General features: G+C 66.0%; 18 protein-coding genes. 7 read left to right on the top strand and 11 right to left on the bottom strand.

The genetic code is table 11. The features are described 5' to 3' along the window. Positions 1-138: 138 nt before the first annotated feature. The 8 genes from galU to cmk form a co-directional block, all read right to left on the bottom strand. Entirely contained in the window at positions 139-1,017 is an 879-nt protein-coding gene (galU, locus tag VG566_RS18440; protein WP_032960751.1) for a UTP--glucose-1-phosphate uridylyltransferase GalU, read from the bottom strand. Next, complete coding sequence (locus tag VG566_RS18435) at positions 1,014-2,927, bottom strand: polysaccharide biosynthesis protein (RefSeq protein WP_014646852.1); 1,914 nt, start codon at positions 2,925-2,927, stop codon at positions 1,014-1,016. The genes galU and VG566_RS18435 overlap by 4 nt, the downstream gene beginning before the upstream one ends. 3 nt (positions 2,928-2,930) lie before the next feature. Further along, the gene (locus VG566_RS18430) at positions 2,931-3,920 is read right to left on the bottom strand and encodes an MraY family glycosyltransferase (RefSeq protein WP_046430191.1); all 990 of its coding nucleotides are present in this window, start codon (positions 3,918-3,920) and stop codon (positions 2,931-2,933) included. A 3-nt stretch (positions 3,921-3,923) separates the two neighbouring features. Then, positions 3,924-5,102, bottom strand: coding sequence for a lipopolysaccharide assembly protein LapB (gene lapB / locus VG566_RS18425; protein WP_014646850.1), 1,179 nt, complete (start codon positions 5,100-5,102; stop codon positions 3,924-3,926). 6 nt (positions 5,103-5,108) lie between these two features. After that, positions 5,109-5,393 carry a LapA family protein gene (locus VG566_RS18420; RefSeq protein WP_014646849.1) on the bottom strand — a complete coding sequence of 95 codons (285 nt, stop codon included), beginning with the start codon at positions 5,391-5,393 and terminating at the stop codon, positions 5,109-5,111. Positions 5,394-5,470: 77 nt separating this feature from the next. After that, positions 5,471-5,776: an integration host factor subunit beta gene (locus VG566_RS18415; RefSeq protein WP_005409286.1), complete on the bottom strand. Its 306-nt coding sequence runs from the start codon at positions 5,774-5,776 to the stop codon at positions 5,471-5,473. A gap of 87 nt (positions 5,777-5,863) precedes the next feature. Beyond that, on the bottom strand, positions 5,864-7,549 hold the full coding sequence (rpsA, locus tag VG566_RS18410) for a 30S ribosomal protein S1 (protein WP_005416230.1): 1,686 nt from the start codon (positions 7,547-7,549) through the stop codon (positions 5,864-5,866). A gap of 198 nt (positions 7,550-7,747) precedes the next feature. After that, the gene (cmk, locus tag VG566_RS18405; RefSeq protein ID WP_014036894.1) at positions 7,748-8,425 is read right to left on the bottom strand and encodes a (d)CMP kinase; all 678 of its coding nucleotides are present in this window, start codon (positions 8,423-8,425) and stop codon (positions 7,748-7,750) included. Between the two features lie 197 nt (positions 8,426-8,622). On the opposite strand from cmk, the gene ykgO reads away from it, so the two are divergent. The 6 genes from ykgO (at position 8,623) to VG566_RS18375 (ending at position 13,118) form a co-directional block, all read left to right on the top strand. Further along, positions 8,623-8,748, top strand: a complete 126-nt coding sequence (ykgO, locus tag VG566_RS18400) for a type B 50S ribosomal protein L36 (RefSeq protein ID WP_005409283.1) — start codon at positions 8,623-8,625, stop codon at positions 8,746-8,748. A gap of 175 nt (positions 8,749-8,923) precedes the next feature. Then, entirely contained in the window at positions 8,924-9,223 is a 300-nt protein-coding gene (locus tag VG566_RS18395; RefSeq protein WP_227837998.1) for a hypothetical protein, read from the top strand. A gap of 39 nt (positions 9,224-9,262) precedes the next feature. After that, complete coding sequence (locus tag VG566_RS18390; protein WP_032960746.1) at positions 9,263-10,300, top strand: agmatine deiminase family protein; 1,038 nt, start codon at positions 9,263-9,265, stop codon at positions 10,298-10,300. A gap of 160 nt (positions 10,301-10,460) precedes the next feature. Beyond that, complete coding sequence (locus VG566_RS18385) at positions 10,461-11,348, top strand: carbon-nitrogen hydrolase (RefSeq protein WP_049419256.1); 888 nt, start codon at positions 10,461-10,463, stop codon at positions 11,346-11,348. Positions 11,349-11,362: 14 nt separating this feature from the next. Next, entirely contained in the window at positions 11,363-11,893 is a 531-nt protein-coding gene (locus VG566_RS18380; RefSeq protein ID WP_049404550.1) for a GNAT family N-acetyltransferase, read from the top strand. 4 nt (positions 11,894-11,897) lie between these two features. Beyond that, the gene (locus VG566_RS18375) at positions 11,898-13,118 is read left to right on the top strand and encodes a TraB/GumN family protein (RefSeq protein WP_014646845.1); all 1,221 of its coding nucleotides are present in this window, start codon (positions 11,898-11,900) and stop codon (positions 13,116-13,118) included. A gap of 135 nt (positions 13,119-13,253) precedes the next feature. Here VG566_RS18375 and VG566_RS18370 read toward each other — a convergent pair whose 3' ends face one another. From VG566_RS18370 to VG566_RS18360, 3 genes are read right to left on the bottom strand one after another with little or no spacing between them, the layout of a single operon-like run. After that, on the bottom strand, positions 13,254-16,340 hold the full coding sequence (locus VG566_RS18370; RefSeq protein ID WP_241884831.1) for an efflux RND transporter permease subunit: 3,087 nt from the start codon (positions 16,338-16,340) through the stop codon (positions 13,254-13,256). Further along, positions 16,337-19,858 (bottom strand): efflux RND transporter permease subunit, encoded by a 3,522-nt coding sequence (locus tag VG566_RS18365; protein ID WP_423172678.1) that lies wholly within the window; start codon positions 19,856-19,858, stop codon positions 16,337-16,339. Before VG566_RS18365 ends, VG566_RS18370 begins: the two co-directional genes overlap by 4 nt. Continuing rightward, a complete protein-coding gene (locus VG566_RS18360) occupies positions 19,855-21,000 on the bottom strand; it encodes an efflux RND transporter periplasmic adaptor subunit (RefSeq protein ID WP_014036886.1) in 1,146 nt (381 codons plus the stop codon). The genes VG566_RS18365 and VG566_RS18360 overlap by 4 nt, the downstream gene beginning before the upstream one ends. Positions 21,001-21,205: 205 nt before the next feature. Here VG566_RS18360 and VG566_RS18355 point away from each other — a divergent pair, with 205 nt between their 5' ends. Next, positions 21,206-21,595 carry a c-type cytochrome gene (locus VG566_RS18355; RefSeq protein ID WP_014646842.1) on the top strand — a complete coding sequence of 130 codons (390 nt, stop codon included), beginning with the start codon at positions 21,206-21,208 and terminating at the stop codon, positions 21,593-21,595. Positions 21,596-21,599 lie beyond the last annotated feature (4 nt).

The raw sequence follows: 21,599 nt of genomic DNA, 5'->3' as shown, positions 1-21,599 counted from the left end.
CCCTTCCATGGTGCTCGATGGCGCCATGGATGGCGCCATCGAGCACCATGGAAGGGCTTTGGCGTGTTTTGGAGAGGGCCATCCGCCCTCTCCCCCACGTATCAATCAAGGCGCCGCACGGAGCGCTTGATAAAACCCTTATTCCGCCAGCATCGCCGCCAGCTTCTCCCGCGCCGGGCCAGCCAGCTTCGGGTTGTCCAGCGCGAAGCGGATCGTCGCCTCCACCAGACCCAGGTGCGTGCCGCAGTCGAAGCGGGTGCCCTCGAAACGATAGGCATCGACTTCTTCGGTCTTCAGCAGCTCGGCAATCGCATCGGTCAGCTGGATCTCGCCGCCGGCACCGGTCTGGGTCTGTTCCAGCAGCTCGAAGATCTTCGGGCTGAGCACGTAACGACCCACCACCGCCAGGTCGCTCGGCGCGTCCTCCGGCTTCGGCTTCTCGACGATCTGCGAAATACGGCCCTTGCGGCCATCGAACGCGTCGGTGGCGACGATGCCGTAACTGGCGGTCTTATCGTGCGGCACGTCTTCGACCGCGATCACGCTGGCGCCACTGGCTTCGTTGAGGTCGGCCATCTGCTTCAGCGCGCCCGCACCGCGGTTCCAGATCAGGTCGTCGGGCAGCAGTACGGCAAACGGCTCGTCACCGATCACCGACCTGGCACACAGCACCGCGTGCCCGAGGCCCAGCGCCTCGGCCTGGGTCACGAAGATCGCGCGCACACCATTGGGGAGCACGTGCCGGATCAGTTCCAGCTGCTCCTGCTTGCCAGCGCGCTCAAGCTTCTGCTCCAGCTCGTACGCCTTGTCGAAATAGTCGGCAACGGCGTGCTTGTAGCGGTTGGTGATGAACACCAGCGTGTCACAGCCGGCTTCGATCGCCTCATCCACCGCGTACTGGATCAGCGGCCGATCAATGATCGGCAGCATCTCCTTCGGCACAGTCTTGGTTGCTGGCAAAAAACGCGTCCCCAATCCTGCCACCGGGAAAACTGCTTTGCGAATTCGCTTGCTCATTGGTGCCTGTTGGCCTCACGTGCCGGAAAAGGCACGACTTTAGCGGATGAAATGTAAGCATCCTGTTCGATTGGCGAGAATTCCGGCATCGTCGCAAACAGGATTTCCTGGATGCGGGCGGTGTCGTAGCTGGCAATCGCCTCGCGCAGGCGCGGAACGTTGCCCAGCACCAGGTCGCGCGAGAACGTACGCACGCCGGCTTCAAGAATCTTCGGGTGCGCGGTGGAGCGGTAATCTTCGTCCGAATAGAACAGCGTCTCGTGCAGCTTCTCGCCCGGACGCAGGCCGGTATAGATGATCTGGATGTCCTTGTACGGCTGCTTGCCGGTCAGGCGGATCATCTGTTCGGCCAGCACGCGGATCGGCACCGGCTCGCCCATGTCGAGGGTATAGATCGCACCATGCGACGCCGATGCGGCCGCCTGCAGGATCAGCTGGCAGGCCTCGGGAATGGTCATGAAGTAGCGGCTGACTTCCGGGTCGGTGACCGTGACCGGGCCACCGCGCAGGATCTGCTCGCGGAACAGCGGCACCACGCTGCCGGCCGACGCCAGCACGTTGCCGAAGCGCACCGTGACAAAACGGGTATGCGTGGACTTCTGGTCCAGGCTCTGGCAGATCATCTCGGCGTAGCGCTTGCTCGCGCCCAGCGCATTGACCGGGTCGACCGCCTTGTCGGTGGAGATGAACACGAAATGCTCCACGCGGGCTTCCAGGCAGGCGCGCGCGACGTTCTCGGTCGCCAGGATGTTGTTGCGCACTGCTTCACGCAGCTGGCGTTCCAGCACCGGTACATGCTTGTAGGCGGCCGCATGGAAAGCAGTATCGACGGGGTGCAGCGACAGCGCGTGGCGGATCACCGCCGGGTCACCGCAGTCGCCCAGCACCGCCTCGATCTCGACATCGGGGAAGCTGCGACGCAGCTCGCCCTCGATGGTCAGCAGCAGCAGCTCGCTGATCTCCAGCAAGATGATGCGACCGGCACCATGCCGCGCGCACTGGCGGCACAGCTCCGAGCCGATCGAACCACCGGCGCCGGTAACCATCACGGTGCGCCCACCCAACCAGCCGCGGATCAGGTTCCAGTCCGGCATGATCGGCTTGCGCCCCAGCAGGTCCTCGATCGCCACTTCCTTCAGCTGGCCCGGCAGCGACTGGCCCTGCAGGATGTCACTGAGCTTGGGCACGGTACGGAACGGCACGCCGGTGCTTTCGCAGATCGCGACGACGCGCTGCATGCCTGCGGCGTCCAGCGACGGCATGGCAATGACCAGCAGCTTGGCAGCGGTCTCGCGGACCACCGTCGGCGCGTCATCCAGCGTGCCCAGGATCGGCAGGCCCTGCAGCTTGGCGCCACGCAGGTGCGGTGCATCGTCGAGCAGGCCGACCGGCTCGAAGTTGCCGGAGCGGCGCAGGTCGCGCACCAGGGTCTCGGCCGCCTGGCCGGCGCCGAGGATCAGCACGCGGCGGGCGCTGGAATCGGACTGCAGTGCCTGGTAGTCCTTCCAGGCGCGGTACAGCAGGCGCGGCGCGCCGAGCAGTGCCGACAGCGCGAACGGGTAGATCACCAGCACCGACATGGGTACGCCGTCGAAGCGCTTCCACATCAGCACCAGGATGATGGCCACCATGCCGATGAAGCTGGCCTTGAAGATGTTCAGCAGGTCGCTGACGCTGGCAAACCGCCACAGGCCGCGGTACAGGCCCACGCGCCAGAACACCAGGCCCTGCAGCAGCAGGACCAGGGTGGTATCGACGTTCCACAGGGGCAGCGCCGGGGCGTTGGGCAGGATCGAGTAACGCCCTGCATGGAGCAGCTGCCAGCATGCCCAGACCATGAAGAGGTCGTGGCAGACGATGGCCGAACGCGGCATCAGGCCGAGGATTCTGTCCCGCCAGGGTGAAGCCATAATTCAGGTAATTCCTTGTCGGTGGCGCATTCCATTGCGCAGGAGGAGCCAGAGGACGCTCAGCGCGATGAACCACGCGATCGCCACGACAGCCTCCCACCTCGGCTGCAAATTGGAGCAGACATTGAACACTGTAATACTGAACAGACCCAAAGCAAAGTACATCCCTGTCACCTGCGGGTGACTGGCTCCTGCCTGCACCGCGCGCTGGTAGACATGCTGGGTATGGGGTTCCATCCAGCGTTGTCCGGAAATGATGCGCGCCAGCAGTGTGAAGCCCGCGTCCACGAGGAACGGCGAAACCGGTACCAGCAGCAGGATCCAGTTGATATCGGTACGCACGCTGGCGATCGCCAGCACCACTGCGACCGCATACCCCAGCGCGCCGCTTCCAACATCGCCCATGAAGATCCGGGCGCGAGGGAAGTTGAACGGCAGGAATCCAAGGCAGGCCAGGCCCAGCGCCACGGCGGCCAGTGAATAGGGCCACGGCAGTACCGGCGCCAGCCCCAGCATCGCCACAACGGCCTGGCTGGCGGCGATGCCATTGATGCCGTCCATGAAGTTCCAGATGTTGATCAGCGACGCGGTGAACAGCAGCACCAGCACCGCCAACAGCCAGCTGCCACCATTCACCTTGACCAGGCCGGCCAACAGCGCTGCGGCGATGAAATGCACCAGCAGGCGACGCATCGCCGGCAGGGGCTTGTGGTCGTCCCACCAGCCGATACCGGCCACCAGCACCAGCCCAAGGCTGGCCACCAGCACCGTCGGCGTGCTTTCGGGCCAGGCCCAGATGGCCACGCCGGCGGTCACCAGCAGGCTGATGACGATGGCGATGCCGCCACCGCGCGGGGTGGCAACGCTATGGCTGCGACGCTCGCCCGGCTGGTCCATCAACTGCTGGCGCAGTGCATAGCCCCGCGCAGCCCAGGTCAGCAACGCACTGAGCAGGGCGAGCCCCAGCAGCGCGCCCATCACAAGCCAGGGCATGGATCAGAGCACCGCGTAGTTCAGCAGCGGCTTGACCGTTCCCCACTCCTTGCAGCTCGGGCACTGCCAGTGGTGGGTACGCGCACCGAAGCCGCAGCGCGTGCAGCGATAGGCCGGGTTGCGCACCAGCAGCTGGTCGGTGATGTGCTTGAGGTCATGCAGGGTGGCGGTGGAATCGGCTCCCTCGGCGAGGGTCAGATCGATCAGCGCGGATTCGCCACGTACCGACGGGCGATCCTTGAGCTGGCGACCGAGGTAGGCACGGGCCGGCGCCACGCCTTCCTGCTCTTCCATCAACCGGGTCAGCGCCAGTACCGGGGCGATGCCGCGGTAGTGCTCGGTCATCTCCGACAGGAACGCGCGTGCACCTGCCAGATCGCCGACCCTGCGATAGTTCTGCATCAGTGCCGGCAGCAGTTCCGGCAGGTATTCGGGATCGTTGCGCGCGGCGCGCTCGAAGGCGCGCACGGCGGCCTCTGGATTGCCCGCGTCGGTTTCCAGACGGCCCTCGATGATGCCGGCGCGCACCGACATCGCGTCGGCCTGGTAGGCGCGGGCGATCGCTGCCCTCGCTTCTTCCAGCTTGCCGGCGCCACGGAAACGTTCGGCCAGTTCGCATTCGAACTGGCCGATCAGCTTGCCCATCGGCTCGCCGGTGACGTCCTCGAAACGGGTCGCGTTGTCGATCGCCTTTTCCCAGTCGCGCTCGGCCTGGTAGATGCCGATCAGGTGCTTGAGTGCCTGCGGTGCACGCTGATCCAGCTGCGCCAGCTCGGTGAACACGGTCTCGGCACGGTCCAGCAGGCCGGACTTCATGTAGTCCTCGCCCAGCGCCAGCAGGGCCTGCACGCGCTGTGCATCACTGAGGTCGTGGCGGTTGACCAGGCCCTGGTGCAGGCGGATGGCGCGGTCGACTTCGCCGCGGCGGCGGAACAGGTGGCCCAGCGCGACCTGGGTCTCGAAGGTTTCCTTGTCCAGCTCGGCGATGTGCAGGAACAGCTCGATGGCCTTGTCCGGCTGCTCGTTGAGCAGGTAGTTCAGGCCACGGAAATAGGTGCTCGACAGGCGGCTGACCTGGCTGTCACCGTGGCGTTGACCACCGCGCCGCCCGATCACCCACCCAGCCAGGGCGGCCAGCGGAACGAACAGGAAGAACCAGAACCACTCGGTGACGAAATCCATCTTCGATCAGCGTCCATCAAAAGATTGAGGGGAAGCAACCGGTGCCGGCGTGGCGGCAGCGGACTTGTTGGCGCGGCGCAGCTGGCTGTAGAGCGGAATGACCACGCTCACCAGCACCAGGCCAGCGCCAACGATGACGCCGATCAGCAACGCGGCAATGATGGCCACGCCGACCGAGGTCTTAAGCTGGGTGAACAGCAGGTTGATGGTCATCTCGTCCATGTTCATGGCACCGATGATCAACCCAAGAATGAGTACCGCCAGCAGGACCAGCAGACGAAAAACCTTCATGCGACAGCTCCAGTGGCAGGAGTCCGTAGCTTATCCGACTCGCGGCTGGATTCGCACGCGGTGGCGCGACGGAAGGCTCAGGCCGGATCGGCGTCCAGCGGCAGCACACTGCTGACCCGCTCGCGCAGTTCCTTGCCCGGCTTGAAATGGGGGACATGCTTGCCCGGCAGGGCAACCGATTCGCCGGTCTTCGGGTTGCGACCCAGGCGCGGCGGACGATAGTGCAGCGAGAAGCTGCCAAATCCACGGATTTCGATGCGATCCCCGGCGGACAGCGATCCGCCCATCATTTCCAGCAACGACTTCACCGCCAGATCGACATCATCGGCCTTCAGGTGCGCCTGGCGGCGCGCAAGGATTTCGATCAGTTCGGATTTGGTCATTACCGGCTCACATCAGGGGCATCTCAGCCTGAAACGGCCCGGGCAATGCCCGGGCCGTCCAGGAAACAACGAACAGCGTAAGGCCGATTACTCGGACTTGTTGCCGTTCAGCTGTGCACGCAGCAGCGCGCCCAGCTGGGTGGTGCCGCTGGAAGCCGAAGAGGACTGGTATTCCTCCAGCACTTCGCGCATTTCCGCGTCGTCCTTGGCCTTGATCGACAGCTGCAGGGTACGGCCCTTGCGGTCCATGCCCACGAACTTGGCTTCGACCTTGTCGCCGACCTTCAGGTGCTGGGTGGCGTCGTCAACGCGCTCGTTGGCGATGTCGCGGGCCGAGACGTAACCTTCGATGCCGTCAGCCAGCTCGATGATCGCGCCCTTGGCGTCGACTTCCTTCACCACGCCTTCGACCTTGGAGCCCTTCGGATTGGCAGCCATGTACTGGCCGAACGGATCCTGCTCCAGCTGCTTCACGCCCAGGGAGATGCGCTCGCGCTCCGGATCGACAGCCAGGACGACGGCGTCCAGGGTATCGCCCTTCTTGAAGTTGCGAACGACGTCTTCGCCGGTGGTGTTCCAGCTGATGTCGGACAGGTGGACCAGGCCGTCGATGCCGCCGTCCAGGCCGATGAAGATGCCGAAGTCGGTGATCGACTTGATCTGGCCCGACACCTTGTCACCCTTCTTGTGGGTGGCAGCGAAGGTTTCCCACGGATTGGCGGCAACCTGCTTCATGCCCAGCGAGATACGGCGACGCTCTTCATCGACGTCCAGCACCATCACTTCGACTTCATCACCAACCTGGACAACCTTGGACGGGTTGACGTTCTTGTTGGTCCAATCCATCTCCGAGACGTGCACCAGGCCTTCGACGCCCGGCTCGATCTCAACGAACGCACCGTAATCGGTGACGTTGGAGACCTTGCCGAAGACGCGGCTGTTGGCCGGGTAACGACGGCCGATGTTGTCCCACGGATCCTCGCCCAGCTGCTTCAGGCCCAGCGAAACGCGGTTGCGCTCGCGGTCGAACTTCAGCACGCGGACGTCCAGCTCGTCGCCGACGTTCACGACTTCCGACGGGTGACGCACGCGCTTCCACGCCATGTCGGTGATGTGCAGCAGGCCGTCGATACCGCCCAGGTCCACGAACGCGCCGTAATCGGTCAGGTTCTTGACGACACCCTTCAGGATCGCGCCTTCCTGCAGCTTGTCCATCAGCTGCTCGCGCTCTTCCGAGTGCTCGCTTTCGACGACAGCGCGGCGCGAGACCACGACGTTGTTACGCTTGCGGTCCAGCTTGATGAGCTTGAACTCGAGTTCCTTGCCTTCCAGGTAGGCCGGATCGCGCACCGGGCGCACATCGACCAGGGAACCCGGCAGGAAGGCGCGGACATCCTTGATGTCCACGGTGAAACCACCCTTGACCTTGCCGCTGATGCGGCCGGTGATGGTTTCGTTCTTTTCCAACGCTTCTTCCAGCTCGTCCCACACCATCGCGCGCTTGGCCTTCTCGCGCGACAGGACGGTTTCGCCGAAGCCGTTCTCGATCGAGTCGAGGGCGACCTTGACGATGTCGCCTTCGGCGACGTCGATTTCGCCAGCGTCGTTACGGAACTGTTCGATCGGCACGATGCCTTCGGACTTCAGGCCAGCGTTGATCACCACGACGTCGCCGCGGACTTCAACAACGGTACCGCTGACGATGGCGCCCGGCTTCAGCTTGGCCAGATTGGCCTGGCTGGCTTCAAACAGTTCGGCAAATGATTCGGTCATTAGATTTACTCTGTTGGACACATGGGTCGGTGGCGTCCCCTTCAGGGGAATGGCGACCGCCCGCCTGTTGGTCGACCCCGGAAACGCAGGTCGTGTGTAGTAGGAAAACCGCCACGCATCATTGCGCGACGGAGCTGGTACAGCACTGCTATGCGCGACCACCGCCGATGCTGCTGGCAGCGCTCCCGCGCGAACGGATCAGGCAGCCGGAACCGGAAGCAGATCCATCACTCTGGCAACGACATCATCGATGCCGATGCCTGTGGTGTCGATGAGGACAGCATCGTCTGCCGGCTTCAGGGGCGCCACGGTACGCTGGGCATCACGGGCGTCGCGGGCCATGATCTCGCGCAGGAGGTCATCAAAGTTAACAGAAACCCCCTTGTCTTTCAACTGCTTATGCCGGCGCTCGGCGCGCTCCTCGGCACTGGCGGTCAGGAAGACCTTGTAGGAGGCGTCCGGGAAGATCACCGTGCCCATGTCGCGGCCGTCGGCGACCAGGCCCGGCAGCTCCCTGAATGCGCGCTGGCGCTCCTTCAGGGCAGCGCGGACCTCGGGAATGGCGGCAATGGCCGAGGCCAGCGCACCGGTGGTCTCCAGGCGCAGCTCGTCGGTGGCATCGGTGCCGTTGACCATGACCCGCATGGCATCGCCCTGCTCGACAAACTGAACGTGGGTGTCGAAGGTGCAACGCACCAGCGCCGAGGCGTCGGAGGTATCGATGTCGGCCCAGCTTGCGGCCACGCCCACCGCCCGGTACAGCGCGCCCGAATCCAGGTAATGCCAGCCCATCCGGCGCGCGATGATGCGGCTGATGGTACCCTTGCCGGCCCCGGATGGGCCGTCGATGGTCAGGACGGGAGCGAGTGGATTCATGGGGGTCCCAGAGCGTGTGAAGAGGCCATTCTAGCCCCTGCCAGACGCCCCCAGCGGGATCTTTTGTGCAACCACTTGAAACCACGAGGAAAAGCCCGGTAGAATGGCGGGCTTGAACGAGCGTCAACTGCCGATTGTCTTTCGCATATCGCGGCCACGCTCCACCCGAACAACTACTGTTTACGCCGAGGTATGCCATGAAAGTCCTGTCCTCCCTGAAGTCGGCGAAGGCCCGTCACCGTGACTGCAAGGTCGTGCGTCGTCGTGGCAAGATCTTCGTCATCTGCAAGTCGAACCCGCGTTTCAAGGCGCGTCAGCGCTAAGCCTCACAGCCTTCCGGCTGCGGCTGGCCCTACGCGGGGCCGACCCGATGCAAGAAACCGCCTTCGGGCGGTTTTTTGTTTATGCGGCTTTTTCCTGCCGTTTTTGCTGTAATCGCCTTTCTTGACCACTGGGGAGTAGATCGAGATGAAGCGTTACCTGTCCGCCCTGGCCGTGATGGCCACCCTGGCCGCCGCCACACCGGCACTGGCCGATACCCTGCTTGTCGACCGCGCCCGCGAGAAGCCGGCCGGTGCCCTGCCCGTGCGCGGCCAGAGCATGCAGCAGGTGCAGGCGCAGTTCGGCGCGCCCAGCGAGCAGCTGCAGCCGCGTGGCGGGCAGAAACGGCAATGGCCGACCATCAACCGCTGGGTGTACCCGCAGTTCACCGTCTACTTCGAGAAGCAGAAGGTGATCGACGTGGTGGCCAACCAGGCGGACCCGAACGAAATCGGCCCGAAACCGCCGATCCGTTGATCCCATTACCCGCCGTGGGCGGGCCTGTGTAGCGAGACCATGAACCAGACCCTTCGTTTTCCTGCCGAGTGGGAAGCCCAGAGCGGCGTCCTGATTGCCTGGCCCACCGCCGATACCGACTGGGCTGACCGCCTGGGCCAGGTGGAAGAGACCTACATCGCCCTGGTCGCGGCCATCACCCGCTTCCAGCCGGTGCTGATCTGCGTGGCCGACGACGATGTGGAGACCTACGCCGAGATGCGACTGCGCTCCAACCGCATCGACATGGACAAGGTCCACTTCACCACGGCGGCCTACGACGATACCTGGCTGCGCGACTCCGGCCCGATCACCCTGCGCCGTGCCGACGGCGGCTTCCAGCTGCTGGATTTCCGCTTCACCGGCTGGGGCGGCAAGTTCGACGCCACCCTGGATGACCAGCTGGTGGGCGTGCTCGACCAAGCCGGCGTATTCAACGATGCGCCGGTCCGCAGCATTCCGTTCGCGCTGGAAGGCGGCGGCATCGAGACCGACGGTGAAGGCACCCTGCTGACCACCTGGAAGTGCCTGCACGAGCGCCACCCAGATCGCGACCGCGCCAGCCTGAGCGCCGACCTGGCCGACTGGCTGCAGCAGGACCGCGTGCTGTGGCTGGACCACGGCTACCTGGAAGGCGACGACACCGACGCGCACATCGATACCCTCGCCCGCTTCGCCTCCGCTGACAGCATCGTCTACCAGGCCTGCGACGACGAGAGCGACTCGCATTACGCCGAACTGCAGGCGATGGGGAATGAGCTGGCCGCGCTACGCACCAAGGATGGCCAGCCGTACCGCCTGTTCCCGCTGCCGTGGGCCCGGCCGGTGATCGACGAAGGCCGTCGCCTGGCTGCCTCGTACGCCAACTACCTGATCGTCAATGGCGCGGTGCTGATGCCGGCCTATGGCGACCCGGCCGATGACCTGGCCCGCGACGTGCTGGCACAGGCGCACCCGGGCCGAGAGATCGTGCAGGTGCCCTGCCGCTCGCTGATCTGGCAGAACGGCAGCCTGCACTGCATCACCATGCAGCTGCCGGCCGGGCTGTTGAAGGCGTAACGGTCGTGCCGGCCGCTGGCCGGCAACCCTGCAATGCCTGATGGATCCACGGGATTGCCGGCCAGCGGCCGGCACTACCCGCTGCGCCATTCAGCGCGCGACACGCCGTCGCCGCCCATCCGCGCTAACATGCTGGTTTTCCCCCGCAGGAACGCCCCGCATGAACTCGCGCAGCCCCCTTACCGTCGCCCTGATCCAGGAGCGCAACCACGGTGATGCCGCCGCCAACCTGGCGGTGATCGAAGCACGCGTGGCCGAGGCGGCTGCGCAGGGTGCCAAGCTGGTGCTGCTGCAGGAACTGCATAACGGCCCGTACTTCTGCCAGCACGAATCGGTGGACGAGTTCGACCTGGCCGAGCCGATTCCGGGCCCGAGCACCGAGCGCCTGGGCGCGCTGGCGAAGCAGCATGGCGTGGTGCTGGTCGGCTCGCTGTTCGAGCGCCGCGCTGCCGGGCTGTACCACAACACCGCCGTGGTGTTCGAGAAGGACGGTACGCTGCTCGGCAAGTACCGCAAGATGCATATCCCGGACGACCCGGGCTTCTACGAGAAGTTCTACTTCACCCCGGGCGACATCGGCTTCACGCCGATCGATACCTCGGTGGGCCGCCTGGGCGTGCTGGTGTGCTGGGACCAGTGGTACCCGGAAGCGGCGCGCCTGATGGCGCTGGCCGGCGCCGAGCTGCTGCTGTATCCGACTGCGATCGGCTGGGATCCGGACGACGTGCAGGACGAGAAGACCCGCCAGCGCGACGCCTGGGTGCTGAGCCATCGCGGCCATGCGGTGGCCAACGGCCTGCCGGTGCTGAGCTGCAACCGCGTCGGCCACGAGGCCTCGCCGCTGGGCGCGTCGGGCATCCAGTTCTGGGGCAACAGCCACGTGCTGGGCCCGCAGGGCGAGTTCCTGGCCGAGGCCGGCACCGAGGCCACCGTGCTGCTGTGCGACGTCGACCTGCAGCGCAGCGAGCATGTGCGCCGCATCTGGCCTTTCCTGCGTGATCGCCGCATCGATGCCTACGGCGACCTGCTCAAGCGCTACATCGACTGAGCCGGAGCCCGCGCATGGCCGTCCTCATCCGTGATGCCGGCCCGGCCGACATCGACGCGATCACCGCGATCTACGCGGTGGAAGTGACTGACTTCGTCAACACCTACGAGTACGACATTCCGGACGCGACCGAGATGCTGCGCCGCATGCGTGACATCGTCGATCGCGGCTTCCCCTACCTGGTCGCCGAGATCGACGGCCAGGTGGCCGGCTATGCCTACGCCAACACCTACCGCACCCGCGTCGCCTACCAGTGGACCGTTGAGAACTCGGTCTACGTCGATGCCGCGTTCCAGGGCAAGGGCGTCGGCACCGGCCTGCTGCAGGCGTTGATCGACGCCTGCGTGGCGCGTGGCTACCGGCAGATGGTGGCGGTGATCGGCGAACCGACCAATACCGCTTCAATCAAGCTGCACGAACGCTTCGGCTTCGAGCTGGTCGGCGTGTTCCGTGGCCTCGGCCGCAAGCATGGCCGCTGGCTGGATACCGTGCAGATGCAGCGCGCGCTCGGCGATGGCGCCGACACCGCACCTTCCAATGAATGAACCCATGACCGAAACCCTTCCCGAGACCGGTGACGACCTGTTCGCCGGCCAGCCGGTGCGCGTCGTCGAACGCGACGGCGTGCGCTACACCCTGCTGGGCACCGCCCACGTCTCCCGCGCCAGCGTCGAGGCGGTGGAGAAAGCCATCGACAGCGGTCGCTTCGACGCCGTGGCCGTTGAACTGGACCCGCAGCGCCTGCAGGCACTGAGCGACCCGGACACGCTGGCCAAGCTCGACCTGGTCGAGGTGATCCGCAAGGGCCGCGTCGCCCTGTTCGCCGCCAACCTGGCCCTGTCCGCCTACCAGCGCCGCCTGGCCGAACAGCTCGACATCGAGCCGGGCGCGGAACTGAAACGCGCGGTGGAACTGGCGCGCGAACGCGACCTGCCGGTGCACCTGATCGACCGCGAGGTCGGCCTGACCTTCCGCCGGGCGTCGCAGCGGCTTGGGTTCTTCGGCAAGCTGAAGCTGGTTGCCGGGCTGGGCGCTGGCCTGTTCTCGTCCGAGGAAGTGGGCGAGAACGAGATCGAAAAGCTCAAGCAGGGCGACATGCTGGAATCGAGCTTTGGTGAGTTCGCCAGCGAGAGCCCGGCGCTGTACGAGACCATCATCGGTGAGCGCGACCGTTACATGGCCACGCGCCTGCGCGAGGAGCACACCCCGCAGCAGCGTGAAGTGCTGGCGGTGGTCGGTGCCGGTCACCTGGCCGGGCTGGCGCGCTACCTGGAAACCGATACCGAGGCACCGGCGCCGCTGCGCGCCGAGCTGGAGGCGGTGCCGAAGAAGCGCAACATCCCGTGGTTCACGCTCGGCATCCTGGCGATCGTGGCGACCGGCATCGGTGTGGGCTTCTACCGCGGCGGCCTGGGCGTGGGCACCGAGCTGCTGGCGACCTGGGCAATGTATACCGGCGGCCTGGCGGGCCTGGGCTGCCTGCTGGCAGGCGGTCACCCGCTGAGCATTCTTACCGCGATCGCGGTGGCCCCGTTCAAGCCGTTCCGCCTGAGCATCCCGACCGGCGCATTCTCGGCGCTGGTGGAAGCGCGCCTGCGCAAGCCGGCCTACGAGGACTTCCTGAAGCTGCGCGACGATGCGCAGAGCCTGAAGGGCTGGTACCGCAATCGCGTTACCCGCGTGGTGCTGACCTTCATGCTGACCAACATCGGCAGCATGCTCGGCCTGTGGCTGACCACCTTCAAGGTGTGGGGCAAGGTGGCGGGGTAAGCCTCTCAACCGGCCACAGAATCTGTAGCGCCCGAGCCCATGCTCGGGCGACGCCGCGACGCGGCGAGCAGAAAAAAAGGGGGAGACCGCCCCACTACGACCGGCCTCCCCCACACCACAACACGTTGGCGCGCATTACAACCGGGCAGCGCCCGGCTCCATCCTCTCCAGCCCGCGTGCACGGCGGATCAACCGCGTCACGGCCGAGCGCAGGTCATCGAGCACCGCGTAGATGGTCGGCAGGAACAGCAGGCTGACCACCGTCGAGAACGCCAGCCCGCCCGCAATTGCACGCGCCATCGGCGAATACTCCGGGCCATTGCCGAACATCTGCGTATCGGTCAGCGAGATCGGGATCATCGCCAGGATCGCCGTGCCCATGGTCATCATGATCGGGCGCAGGCGTTCGCGTGAGCCTTCCACCAGCGCCTGGGTGCGGCCCATGCCGCTGCGCCGCAGGTTGTTGATGTGCTCGATCATCACGATGCCGTTGTTCACCACCACGCCCATCAGCACCAGGATGCCGATGAAGGACATGATCCCGAACGAGGTGCCGGTGATCCAGAACAGCCAGAACACGCCGAAGATCGAGAACAGCACGCCGCTCATGATCGCCGCCGGGAACAGCAGCGACTCGAACACCGCCGCCATCACCACGTAGATCATCACCAGTGCGATCAGCAGGTTGAACACCATCTGCTGCATGGCCTCGTCGTCGTTGCCGTAGTCGCCGCCGTCGAAAGTGAAGCCATAGCCGGCCGGGAAGTTCATCGGCTTGAGCACGGCTTCGATCGCCTTGCGCCCGTCCGGCGCGGTGACCTTCTCGGCCAGGTTGGCCTTGATGGTCAACGTGGTCTGGCGGTTGGTGCGGCCGATCTGGGTGGCCGACGAACCAACGTCCACGGTGACCAGGCTCAGCAGCGGCACGCTGCGGCCATCGCCGGTGCGCACGCTGAAACCGGCCAGGTCTTCCGGGCTGCTCTGCTCGGCGCCGGCAAAGCGCACCCACACCGGCACTTCGTTGTCACCGCGGCGGAACTCGCGCATCGGCGCGCCGCGCAGCGCCAGGCCGACGAAGCTGGCCACCTGCTCGGCATTGAAGCCGAACGCTGCGGCACGCTCGCGGTCGACGCGCACCTTCAGCTCGCCGCCCTTCTCGCCGTTGTCGATGCGCACGTCACGCAGCTCGGCACGCTGCGCCAGCAACGGCACCACTTCCTGGCCGATCTCCTGCAGCATCGAGCTGGAGTCGCCCACCAGCTGCACCTGCACGCCCTGGTTGCTGCCGCCACCGCCATCGCCGCCCTGGTTGCCGACGAAGTAATCGGTGCGGGCCGACTTCGGCAGGCCCTTGCGCAGTTCCTCCTGCAGCGACTTGATGTCCTTGGCGTACTCTTCGTCCAGGGTGACCACCGTGGAGCTGCCTTCCTGCTCGCTGTACCAGGAATACACCTGCTTCACGTGCAGGCGTTCGCGGTTCTGGTCGATCCAGTTCTCCACCCGCGCCACTTCCTCGGACATCTGGCGGTAGGTGTAGGCGCCCTTCCACATGTAGCCGATGAAGATGTCCTTGCCCCCCTCACCACCGAACATGTCGACCTTGGTCAGCTTCATCGGCACCAGGCTGACCAGCACCACCAGCAGGATGCCGAGCAGGCTCCAACCGCGGTGATGCAGTGACCAGTCCAGCAGCTGCGCATAGCGTCGCTGCAGGCGCGCGATCAGGCCGGTCTGCGAGTGCACCAGCTTGGGCGTGGCCATGCGCGCGGACAGCATCGGGATCAGGCTGACCGCCACCAGCCACGAGGCCAGCAGCGAGACCGAGATGGTGATCGCGATCTGCGCCATGAAGATGCTGATGTTGTTGGTCTCGCCGAACAGGTTCGGCACGAACACGATGCAGTGGCACAGCGTGCCGGCGCTGAGCGCGATGGCCACGTTGCGGGTGCCGATGATCGAGGCCAGCCGTGGCTGCCCCGGCATGCGCTCGCGCTCCTGGTAGATGCTCTCCACCACCACCACCGCATTGTCGACCAGCATGCCGACGGCCAGCAGCAGGCCCATCATGGTCAGGATGTTGAGTGTCACCCCGACGAAGTACATGAAGCCGAGGGTGATGGTGAAGCAGATCGGAATGGCCAGCGTCACCATCAGCGTCGACGGCCAATGGCGCAGGAAGAAGAACAGCACGGTGACCGACAGGATCAGGCCGACCGCGCCGGCCTCGGCCAGCTCCAGCAGCGAGGACGTCACTGCCTTGCCCTGGTTGTCGATCACCTTGATCTGCACGTCGCGCATCGACGGCTGCGCGCGGATCGCCTCGACTTCGGCCAGCGCCGCACGCGAAACGTCCACCAGGTTGGCGCTGCGTTCCTTGAAGATGTCCAGGCCCACCGCCGGGTTGCCGTCCAGGCGGCGCCCGTAGTTCATCCGCGCCGGCTTCAGGCGGACATCGGCGATATCACCCAGGCGCAGTCCCTTGGCGTTGATCACCAGGTCGCGCATCTCCTGAAGGTCGGTGATCTCGCCTACCGGCTGCACGCGCACGCGCTGGCCGTTGTCGTCGATCTGCCCGGCCGAGATCGAGAAGTTCAGCGTGCGCAGGCGCTCGCTCAGCTCGTTGATGCTCAACCCATGCGCGTTGAGCCGGTTCGGATCGATGGCGATCTCCACCTCGTTCGGCGGCGCACCGGTGATATCGACGCGGGCCACACCGGGAATACGCTCGATGCGCCGCTTGAACTCACGATCGAGCATGTCATAGGCGGTGGTCAGGTCGGTGGTGCTGGCCAGCCGCACCTTCAGCACGGGCTGGTCGCTGCTGGACCACTTGAACACGTTGTAGCGCTGCAGGTCGTCGGGCAGGTCGCTGCGGATCGCGTCGATACGCTCGCGCGCGTCCGACGCGGCAATGGCGATGTCGCGGTCCCAGTCGCTGAACTCGATGTAGATCAGCGCCGCCTCGGAGGTGGCCGACGAGCGCATGCGCTTGATGCCGGTCATCGTCGCCAGCGATTCCTCGACCGGACGGATGATGGTCCGTTCCACTTCTTCCGGGGTCGAGCCGGTGTAGGGAATCTGCACGAACAGGAACGGCGCGGAGATGTCCGGCAACGCCTCCAGCGGCAGCCGGAACGAAGCGATCAGGCCGATCACCACCAGCGACACGAAACACATGATGGTGGTGACCGGACGGCGGATGGAGAACTCGGCAACACTCATGCCGGTTCCTCCACACCCGCTGTGCCGCCCTCGTCGCCATGCAGGCCCTCACCGGCGTGCTTGCGGCCGCGCTCACGGTAGTAGGCGTCGCCGCGACGATCCATCAGGTCGTACACCACCGGGATCACCAGCAGCGTCAGCAGCGTCGACACCAGCAGGCCACCGATCACGGTGATCGCCATCGGTGCACGCACTTCGGCGCCCTCGCCCATCGCCACCGCCAGCGGCAGGAAGCCGAACAGCGTGCACAGCGTGGTCATGATGATCGGCCGCAGGCGCGAGCGCGCACCTTCCACCAGCGCCTCATGCTTGGCCACGCCGGCCTCGCGCAGCTGGTTGACCTTGTCGATCAGGATGATCGCGTTCTTGGTGACCAGGCCGACCAGCAGGATCAGGCCGATGAACACCACCACCGAGATGGGCTTTCCGGTCAGCATCAGCGCCAGGATCGCGCCGACCAGCGCCAGCGGGATGGTGAACAGGATCACGAACGGGTGCAGCAGGGATTCGAACTGCGAGGCCATCACCAGGTAGACCAGGAAGATCGCCAGGCCGAAGGCGAAGATCAGCGACTTCGCCGCCTGCGCCAGTTCCTCGCCCTGGCCGCCGATGTGCAGGCCGACACCCGCGCCCAGCGGCTGCTCGGCCACCATCTGCTGCACTTCGCCCATGGCGGCGCCGAGGTCGATGTCGCGCAGGTTGGCCGATACCACCGCGACCCGGGTCTGGTCGGCACGATGGATCTCGCTGGGGCCGGTGGTGGCGACCACGTCGGCCACCGCGTCCAGGGTCACCGGGCGGGTGCTGCCCGGATTGACGATCAGCCGGCGGATGCTCTCCACGCTGGCGCGGTCACCTTCCTGGGCGCGCACCAGCACGTCGATCTTGCGGTCACGGAAGCTGTAGCGGGTGGCGACGTCGCCACGCACCTTTTTCACCACCACGTCGGCGATCTGGCGGGTGGTCAGGCCCAGCGCACCGGCGCGCTCCTGGTCGAAGCGGATCTGGATTTCCGGGAAGCCCTCTTCCACCGTCGACTTCACGTCGGCGTAGTGGGCGTTGCCGCGCAGCATCGCCGCCAGGCGCTGGCCGGCCACTTCCAGGGTCGCCATGTCCTGCCCGCGCAGTTCGATTTCCAGCGGCGTGGAAAAGCTGAACAACGCCGGCCGCGCGAAGTCGACCTGGGCACCCGGGTGCTGGCTCATGGTGCCGCGCAGGCGCTCGGTGATGGCCGCTTCAGTGTGCGCATTGCCGCCACCTTTCATCACCACGGTCAGCTTGCCGATGTTCTCGCCGCTTTCGGTCGGGCTGGCATCCAGCCGGGTGCCGCTGCCACTGACGCCATACAGCGAGGCCACGCCTTCGCCCTTGCCATGCGCCAGCTGCAGCTCGCGCACCAGCGCATCGGTCTGCTTGAGCGGCGTGCCGGCCGGCAGCTTCACCGTCATTTCGAAACGGTCCTGCGCCAGCTGCGGGATCAGGTCGGCGCCAAGCATCGGCACCAGCGCCATGGTCGCCACGAAAATGATGGCTGCCACGCCCAGCACCTTGCCGGGATGCGCCAGCGCACTCGGCAGCAGGCGCAGGTAGCCTCGCTCGGCGCCTGCATAGGGCTTCATCGCCAGATCGCTGGCCTTGCGCATGACCGGGCCGACCACCGCGACCACGCCGCGCCACAGGCGCACCACGAGCCAGGCCAGCGCGTAGAAGCTCCAGCGCACGCTGGCGAGCACGCCACGGCGGCCCAGTGCAACCGGCTTCTGCCAACGCTTCTGCGGCTGCCATGCTGCGTTCGGCGCCTCTTCCGGGAACGCCAGCGGCGGCCGCCCCTTCAGCGAGCTCAGCATCGGGATCAGGGTCATCGACACCAGCAGCGAGATCGCGATGGCGATCGCCACGGTCAGCGCCTGGTCGCGGAACAGCTGCCCGGCGATGCCATCGACGAACACCAGCGGCAGGAACACCGCGATGGTGGTCAGGGTCGAGGCGACCACGGCCATGCTCACTTCACGGGTGCCGGCGATCGCCGCCTGCAGGATGCCCAGGCCACGCTCACGGGCCTTGGCGATGCTCTCCAGCACCACGATCGAGTCATCCACCACCAGGCCGGTGGCCAATGCCAGGCCACCCAGCGACATCACGTTCAAGCTCAGGCCGAGCTGGCCCATGAAGAAGAACGTGGCGATGATCGAGACCGGCAACGACAGGCTGATCACGAACGTACTCCAGCCATCGCGCAGGAACAGGAAGATGATCAGGATCGCCAGCAGGCCGCCGATCACGGCATCCTTCTTGACGTCGGCGATGGCGTGCTCGATGAAGCGCGACTGGTCCTCGATGGTGGTCAGCTCGACATCGGACGGGAACGTGCCCTTGATCTGCTCCAGGCGCTTGCGCAGCGCTTCAGCGGTGGACACGGTGTTGGCGTCGCCTTCCTTGTAGATGGCCAGCTCGACCGATTCCTTGCCGCCCAGGCGGATGATCGCTTCGCGCTCCTTGTAGCCCTGGCGCACGGTGGCCACGTCCTTCAGGCGCACCGGCACGCCGTTGGCAACCACGCTGGAGCCACCACCGGACGACGCGCTCTGTGCCGCCGACGCCGCCGCGATGGCGGCCGCCGAACCGGTCGACGCGGCGATGTTGAACATCTGCTGCAGCGCCGAGTCCGCGGCGCTGCCATTGGCGGCCTGGGTGGTCACCAGCAGGTTGCGGATCTCCTCCAGGTCGGCGAACTGGTTGACGGTACGCACCAGGAAGCGCTGCGAGCCCTCCTCCAGGCGGCCGCCGGAAATGTTGATGTTCTCGTCCTTCAGGCGCTTGATGACGGTGTCGATCGGCAGGTTCAGCTGGGCAAGCTTCTGCTGGTCGATGTCGACCTGGATCTCGTCCTCCAGGCCGCCGCCCACCTTCACTGCCGCCACACCGGTGACCGGCTCCAGCTTCTTCTTGAGGTCTTCATCGGCATAGCGGCGCAGGCCGGTCAGCTCGCGCACCGCATCGGCATCGCTGGTCGGCGCCGTCTTGTTCGACAGCACCAGGCGCATGATCGGCTCGGTTGACGGATTGAAGCGCAGCAGCACCGGGGCCTTGGCCTCCAGCGGCAGGTTCAGCGCTTCCATCTTGTCGCGCACCTCCAGGCTGGCCTGGTCCATGTTGGTGCCCCAGGCGAATTCCAGCACCACGTCGCTCTGGCCGGTGCGCGAGACCGACTTCAGCTTGCGCAGGTTCTTGACCACGCCGACCGCTTCTTCGACCGGCTGGGTGATCAGGGTTTCGATTTCAGTCGGCGCTGCACCGGTGTATTCGGTGCGCACGGTCAGCGTCGGGTAGCTCAGGTCGGGCAGCAGGTTGACCTTGAGATTGCCCAGCGCGATCAGGCCGAACAGCAGCAGCGTGACCGTGCACATGGCGATGGTCACACGGCGGCGGGTGGCAAACTCCACCAGGCCGCCGCGCATGCCGGCGGCGGCGCCGTCGCTCGCCGGCGAGGCACCGTGGTCGTGGCCCGGGGCGGTCATTGCTTGCTCCCGGCCTTGTCTGCGGGCTTGGCGGCCGCAGCGACCGTCTTCGCCTTCGGATCGGCAATCACCTGCACCGTGGTGCCGTCGCGCAGGGCGACCTTGCCGGCGGTGACCACCTGATCACCGGCCGCCAGGCCATCACGGATCTCCACCCACGGGCCCTCGGCGTAACCCAGCTTGACCGGAACGCGTGCGACCTTGCCTTCGCGCACGCGGAACACCGCCGGCTCACCGTCGTCGAGCAACGCCAGGCGCGGTACGACCAGCGCATCGGCACGCTGGTCGTAGTCGATGCGGATGCGACCGAACATGCCGGGCTGCAGCGCGTGTGCGGCGCCGTCGAAGGCGCTGACCACGCGAAACGTGCCGCTGCCCGAATCCACCACCGGCGCGATGCGATCAACGGTGCCGGTGAAGCTCTGCCCCGGCAGCGCGTCGGCCGCCAGCGTCACCGGCTGGCCGGCGCGCAGGGTGGCCAGTTCACGCTCGGGCACGTTGAGGGTCGCTTCCAGCCGCGAGTTGTCGACGATGCGGAAGATCGGCGTGTTGATCTGCACGAAGTTGCCGGTCTTGATCGAGCGCGATGCGATCACGCCGGAGATCGGCGCCACCACCGTGGTGTAGGACAGCTCCAGCGTGGCCAGCCGGTACTGCGCACGGACGTTTTCCAGGTCGTAGCGCAGCTGGTCGACATCGGCGGCGCTGACCATCTGCTGGCCGACCAGCTTCTGTGCGCGCTGGTAATTGTTTTCCAGCTTGCGCATCTGCGCTTCGCTCTGCGCAACGGCCAGCCGTGCACGATCCGGGTCCAGCCGCACCAGCGGTTGGCCGGCGGTGACCCGCTGCCCTTCCTCGACCAGCACCGCCAGCGCCACGCCGGAGGTCTTGGCGACCACCTGCGACTCGGCGCGTGGTTCCAGCGCGGCAGTGCCGGTGTAGCTGGCCGCGACGGCACGATGGCTGGCCACCGCCACTTCGACCGGGACTGCGTCGACCTTCTTCTCCTCCTTGGTCTCGGCAGCCTTGGCTTCGGAATTGGGCCCTGCGGCGCAACCGCCCAGCAGCAGGGAGGTGGAGATCAGCAGTGCGGCAGCGCAGATTCCGCTGCGACGGCCGGACAGGAAGGTTGGGTGCGACATCGTCGGGTCCCTGAAGGATGCGTGGACAGGTGTGGTAGCAAAGTAATGCACCACTTCACGGCAACACCATATCCCAAAGGTCATGGTGCCTTCACGCCGCCGGTCGGCCCGACCCCATTTCAGCTAGATGAAACCTGAGGCTATACTCGGGTCGTTCCGTACCCCACGCCGGAACGACCAGACCCGAATCCCCGGAAACGACACCATGCGCCCGCAGCCGCTCGCCGCTTGTCTCGCTCTGGCCGTCCTCCTGCCCCTTGGGGCCGCCGCACAGCCCGCTCCTGCTCCTGCCACACCCGCCCCGGCCCCGGCTCCCGCCGTTGCGCCAGCGCCCGCCGCACCCACCGGCAACTTCGACAATGGCCGCGTCCTGGCCTACACCTGCCAGGGCTGCCACGGGATCACCGGCTACAAGAACGCCTACCCCAGTTACCGGGTGCCGAAGATCGGCGGCCAGACCCAGCAGTACCTGGCCCAGGCCCTGACCGAGTACCGCCAGGGCAAGCGCCGGCATCCGACGATGCAGGCGCAGTCGATGAGTTTCAGCGAACAGGAGATCGCCGATCTCTCTGTTTACCTGTCCACCGTCAAGTAAGGCC

The organism is Stenotrophomonas sp. CASM114, assembly GCF_049384325.1.
In the GTDB taxonomy this organism is placed as follows: domain Bacteria; phylum Pseudomonadota; class Gammaproteobacteria; order Xanthomonadales; family Xanthomonadaceae; genus Stenotrophomonas; species Stenotrophomonas muris.
Note: the sequence above shows the minus strand (reverse complement) of the source record. Positions and strands in the feature narration are given on the sequence as shown.

Excerpts from the sequence above, each read along its gene's own strand:
- VG566_RS18375 (WP_014646845.1), top strand. The coding sequence starts at position 11,898 with ATGACCGAAACCCTTCCCGAGACCGGTGACGACCTGTTCGCCGGCCAG.
- VG566_RS18415 (WP_005409286.1), bottom strand. The coding sequence starts at position 5,776 with ATGACCAAATCCGAACTGATCGAAATCCTTGCGCGCCGCCAGGCGCAC.
- galU (WP_032960751.1), bottom strand. The coding sequence starts at position 1,017 with ATGAGCAAGCGAATTCGCAAAGCAGTTTTCCCGGTGGCAGGATTGGGG.
- VG566_RS18435 (WP_014646852.1), bottom strand. The coding sequence starts at position 2,927 with ATGGCTTCACCCTGGCGGGACAGAATCCTCGGCCTGATGCCGCGTTCG.
- VG566_RS18385 (WP_049419256.1), top strand. The coding sequence starts at position 10,461 with ATGAACTCGCGCAGCCCCCTTACCGTCGCCCTGATCCAGGAGCGCAAC.
- VG566_RS18390 (WP_032960746.1), top strand. The coding sequence starts at position 9,263 with ATGAACCAGACCCTTCGTTTTCCTGCCGAGTGGGAAGCCCAGAGCGGC.
- VG566_RS18420 (WP_014646849.1), bottom strand. The coding sequence starts at position 5,393 with ATGAAGGTTTTTCGTCTGCTGGTCCTGCTGGCGGTACTCATTCTTGGG.
- rpsA (WP_005416230.1), bottom strand. The coding sequence starts at position 7,549 with ATGACCGAATCATTTGCCGAACTGTTTGAAGCCAGCCAGGCCAATCTG.
- lapB (WP_014646850.1), bottom strand. The coding sequence starts at position 5,102 with ATGGATTTCGTCACCGAGTGGTTCTGGTTCTTCCTGTTCGTTCCGCTG.
- VG566_RS18355 (WP_014646842.1), top strand. The coding sequence starts at position 21,206 with ATGCGCCCGCAGCCGCTCGCCGCTTGTCTCGCTCTGGCCGTCCTCCTG.
- VG566_RS18395 (WP_227837998.1), top strand. The coding sequence starts at position 8,924 with ATGGCCACCCTGGCCGCCGCCACACCGGCACTGGCCGATACCCTGCTT.
- VG566_RS18360 (WP_014036886.1), bottom strand. The coding sequence starts at position 21,000 with ATGTCGCACCCAACCTTCCTGTCCGGCCGTCGCAGCGGAATCTGCGCT.
- ykgO (WP_005409283.1), top strand. The coding sequence starts at position 8,623 with ATGAAAGTCCTGTCCTCCCTGAAGTCGGCGAAGGCCCGTCACCGTGAC.
- VG566_RS18365 (WP_423172678.1), bottom strand. The coding sequence starts at position 19,858 with ATGACCGCCCCGGGCCACGACCACGGTGCCTCGCCGGCGAGCGACGGC.
- VG566_RS18370 (WP_241884831.1), bottom strand. The coding sequence starts at position 16,340 with ATGAGTGTTGCCGAGTTCTCCATCCGCCGTCCGGTCACCACCATCATG.
- cmk (WP_014036894.1), bottom strand. The coding sequence starts at position 8,425 with ATGAATCCACTCGCTCCCGTCCTGACCATCGACGGCCCATCCGGGGCC.
- VG566_RS18430 (WP_046430191.1), bottom strand. The coding sequence starts at position 3,920 with ATGCCCTGGCTTGTGATGGGCGCGCTGCTGGGGCTCGCCCTGCTCAGT.
- VG566_RS18380 (WP_049404550.1), top strand. The coding sequence starts at position 11,363 with ATGGCCGTCCTCATCCGTGATGCCGGCCCGGCCGACATCGACGCGATC.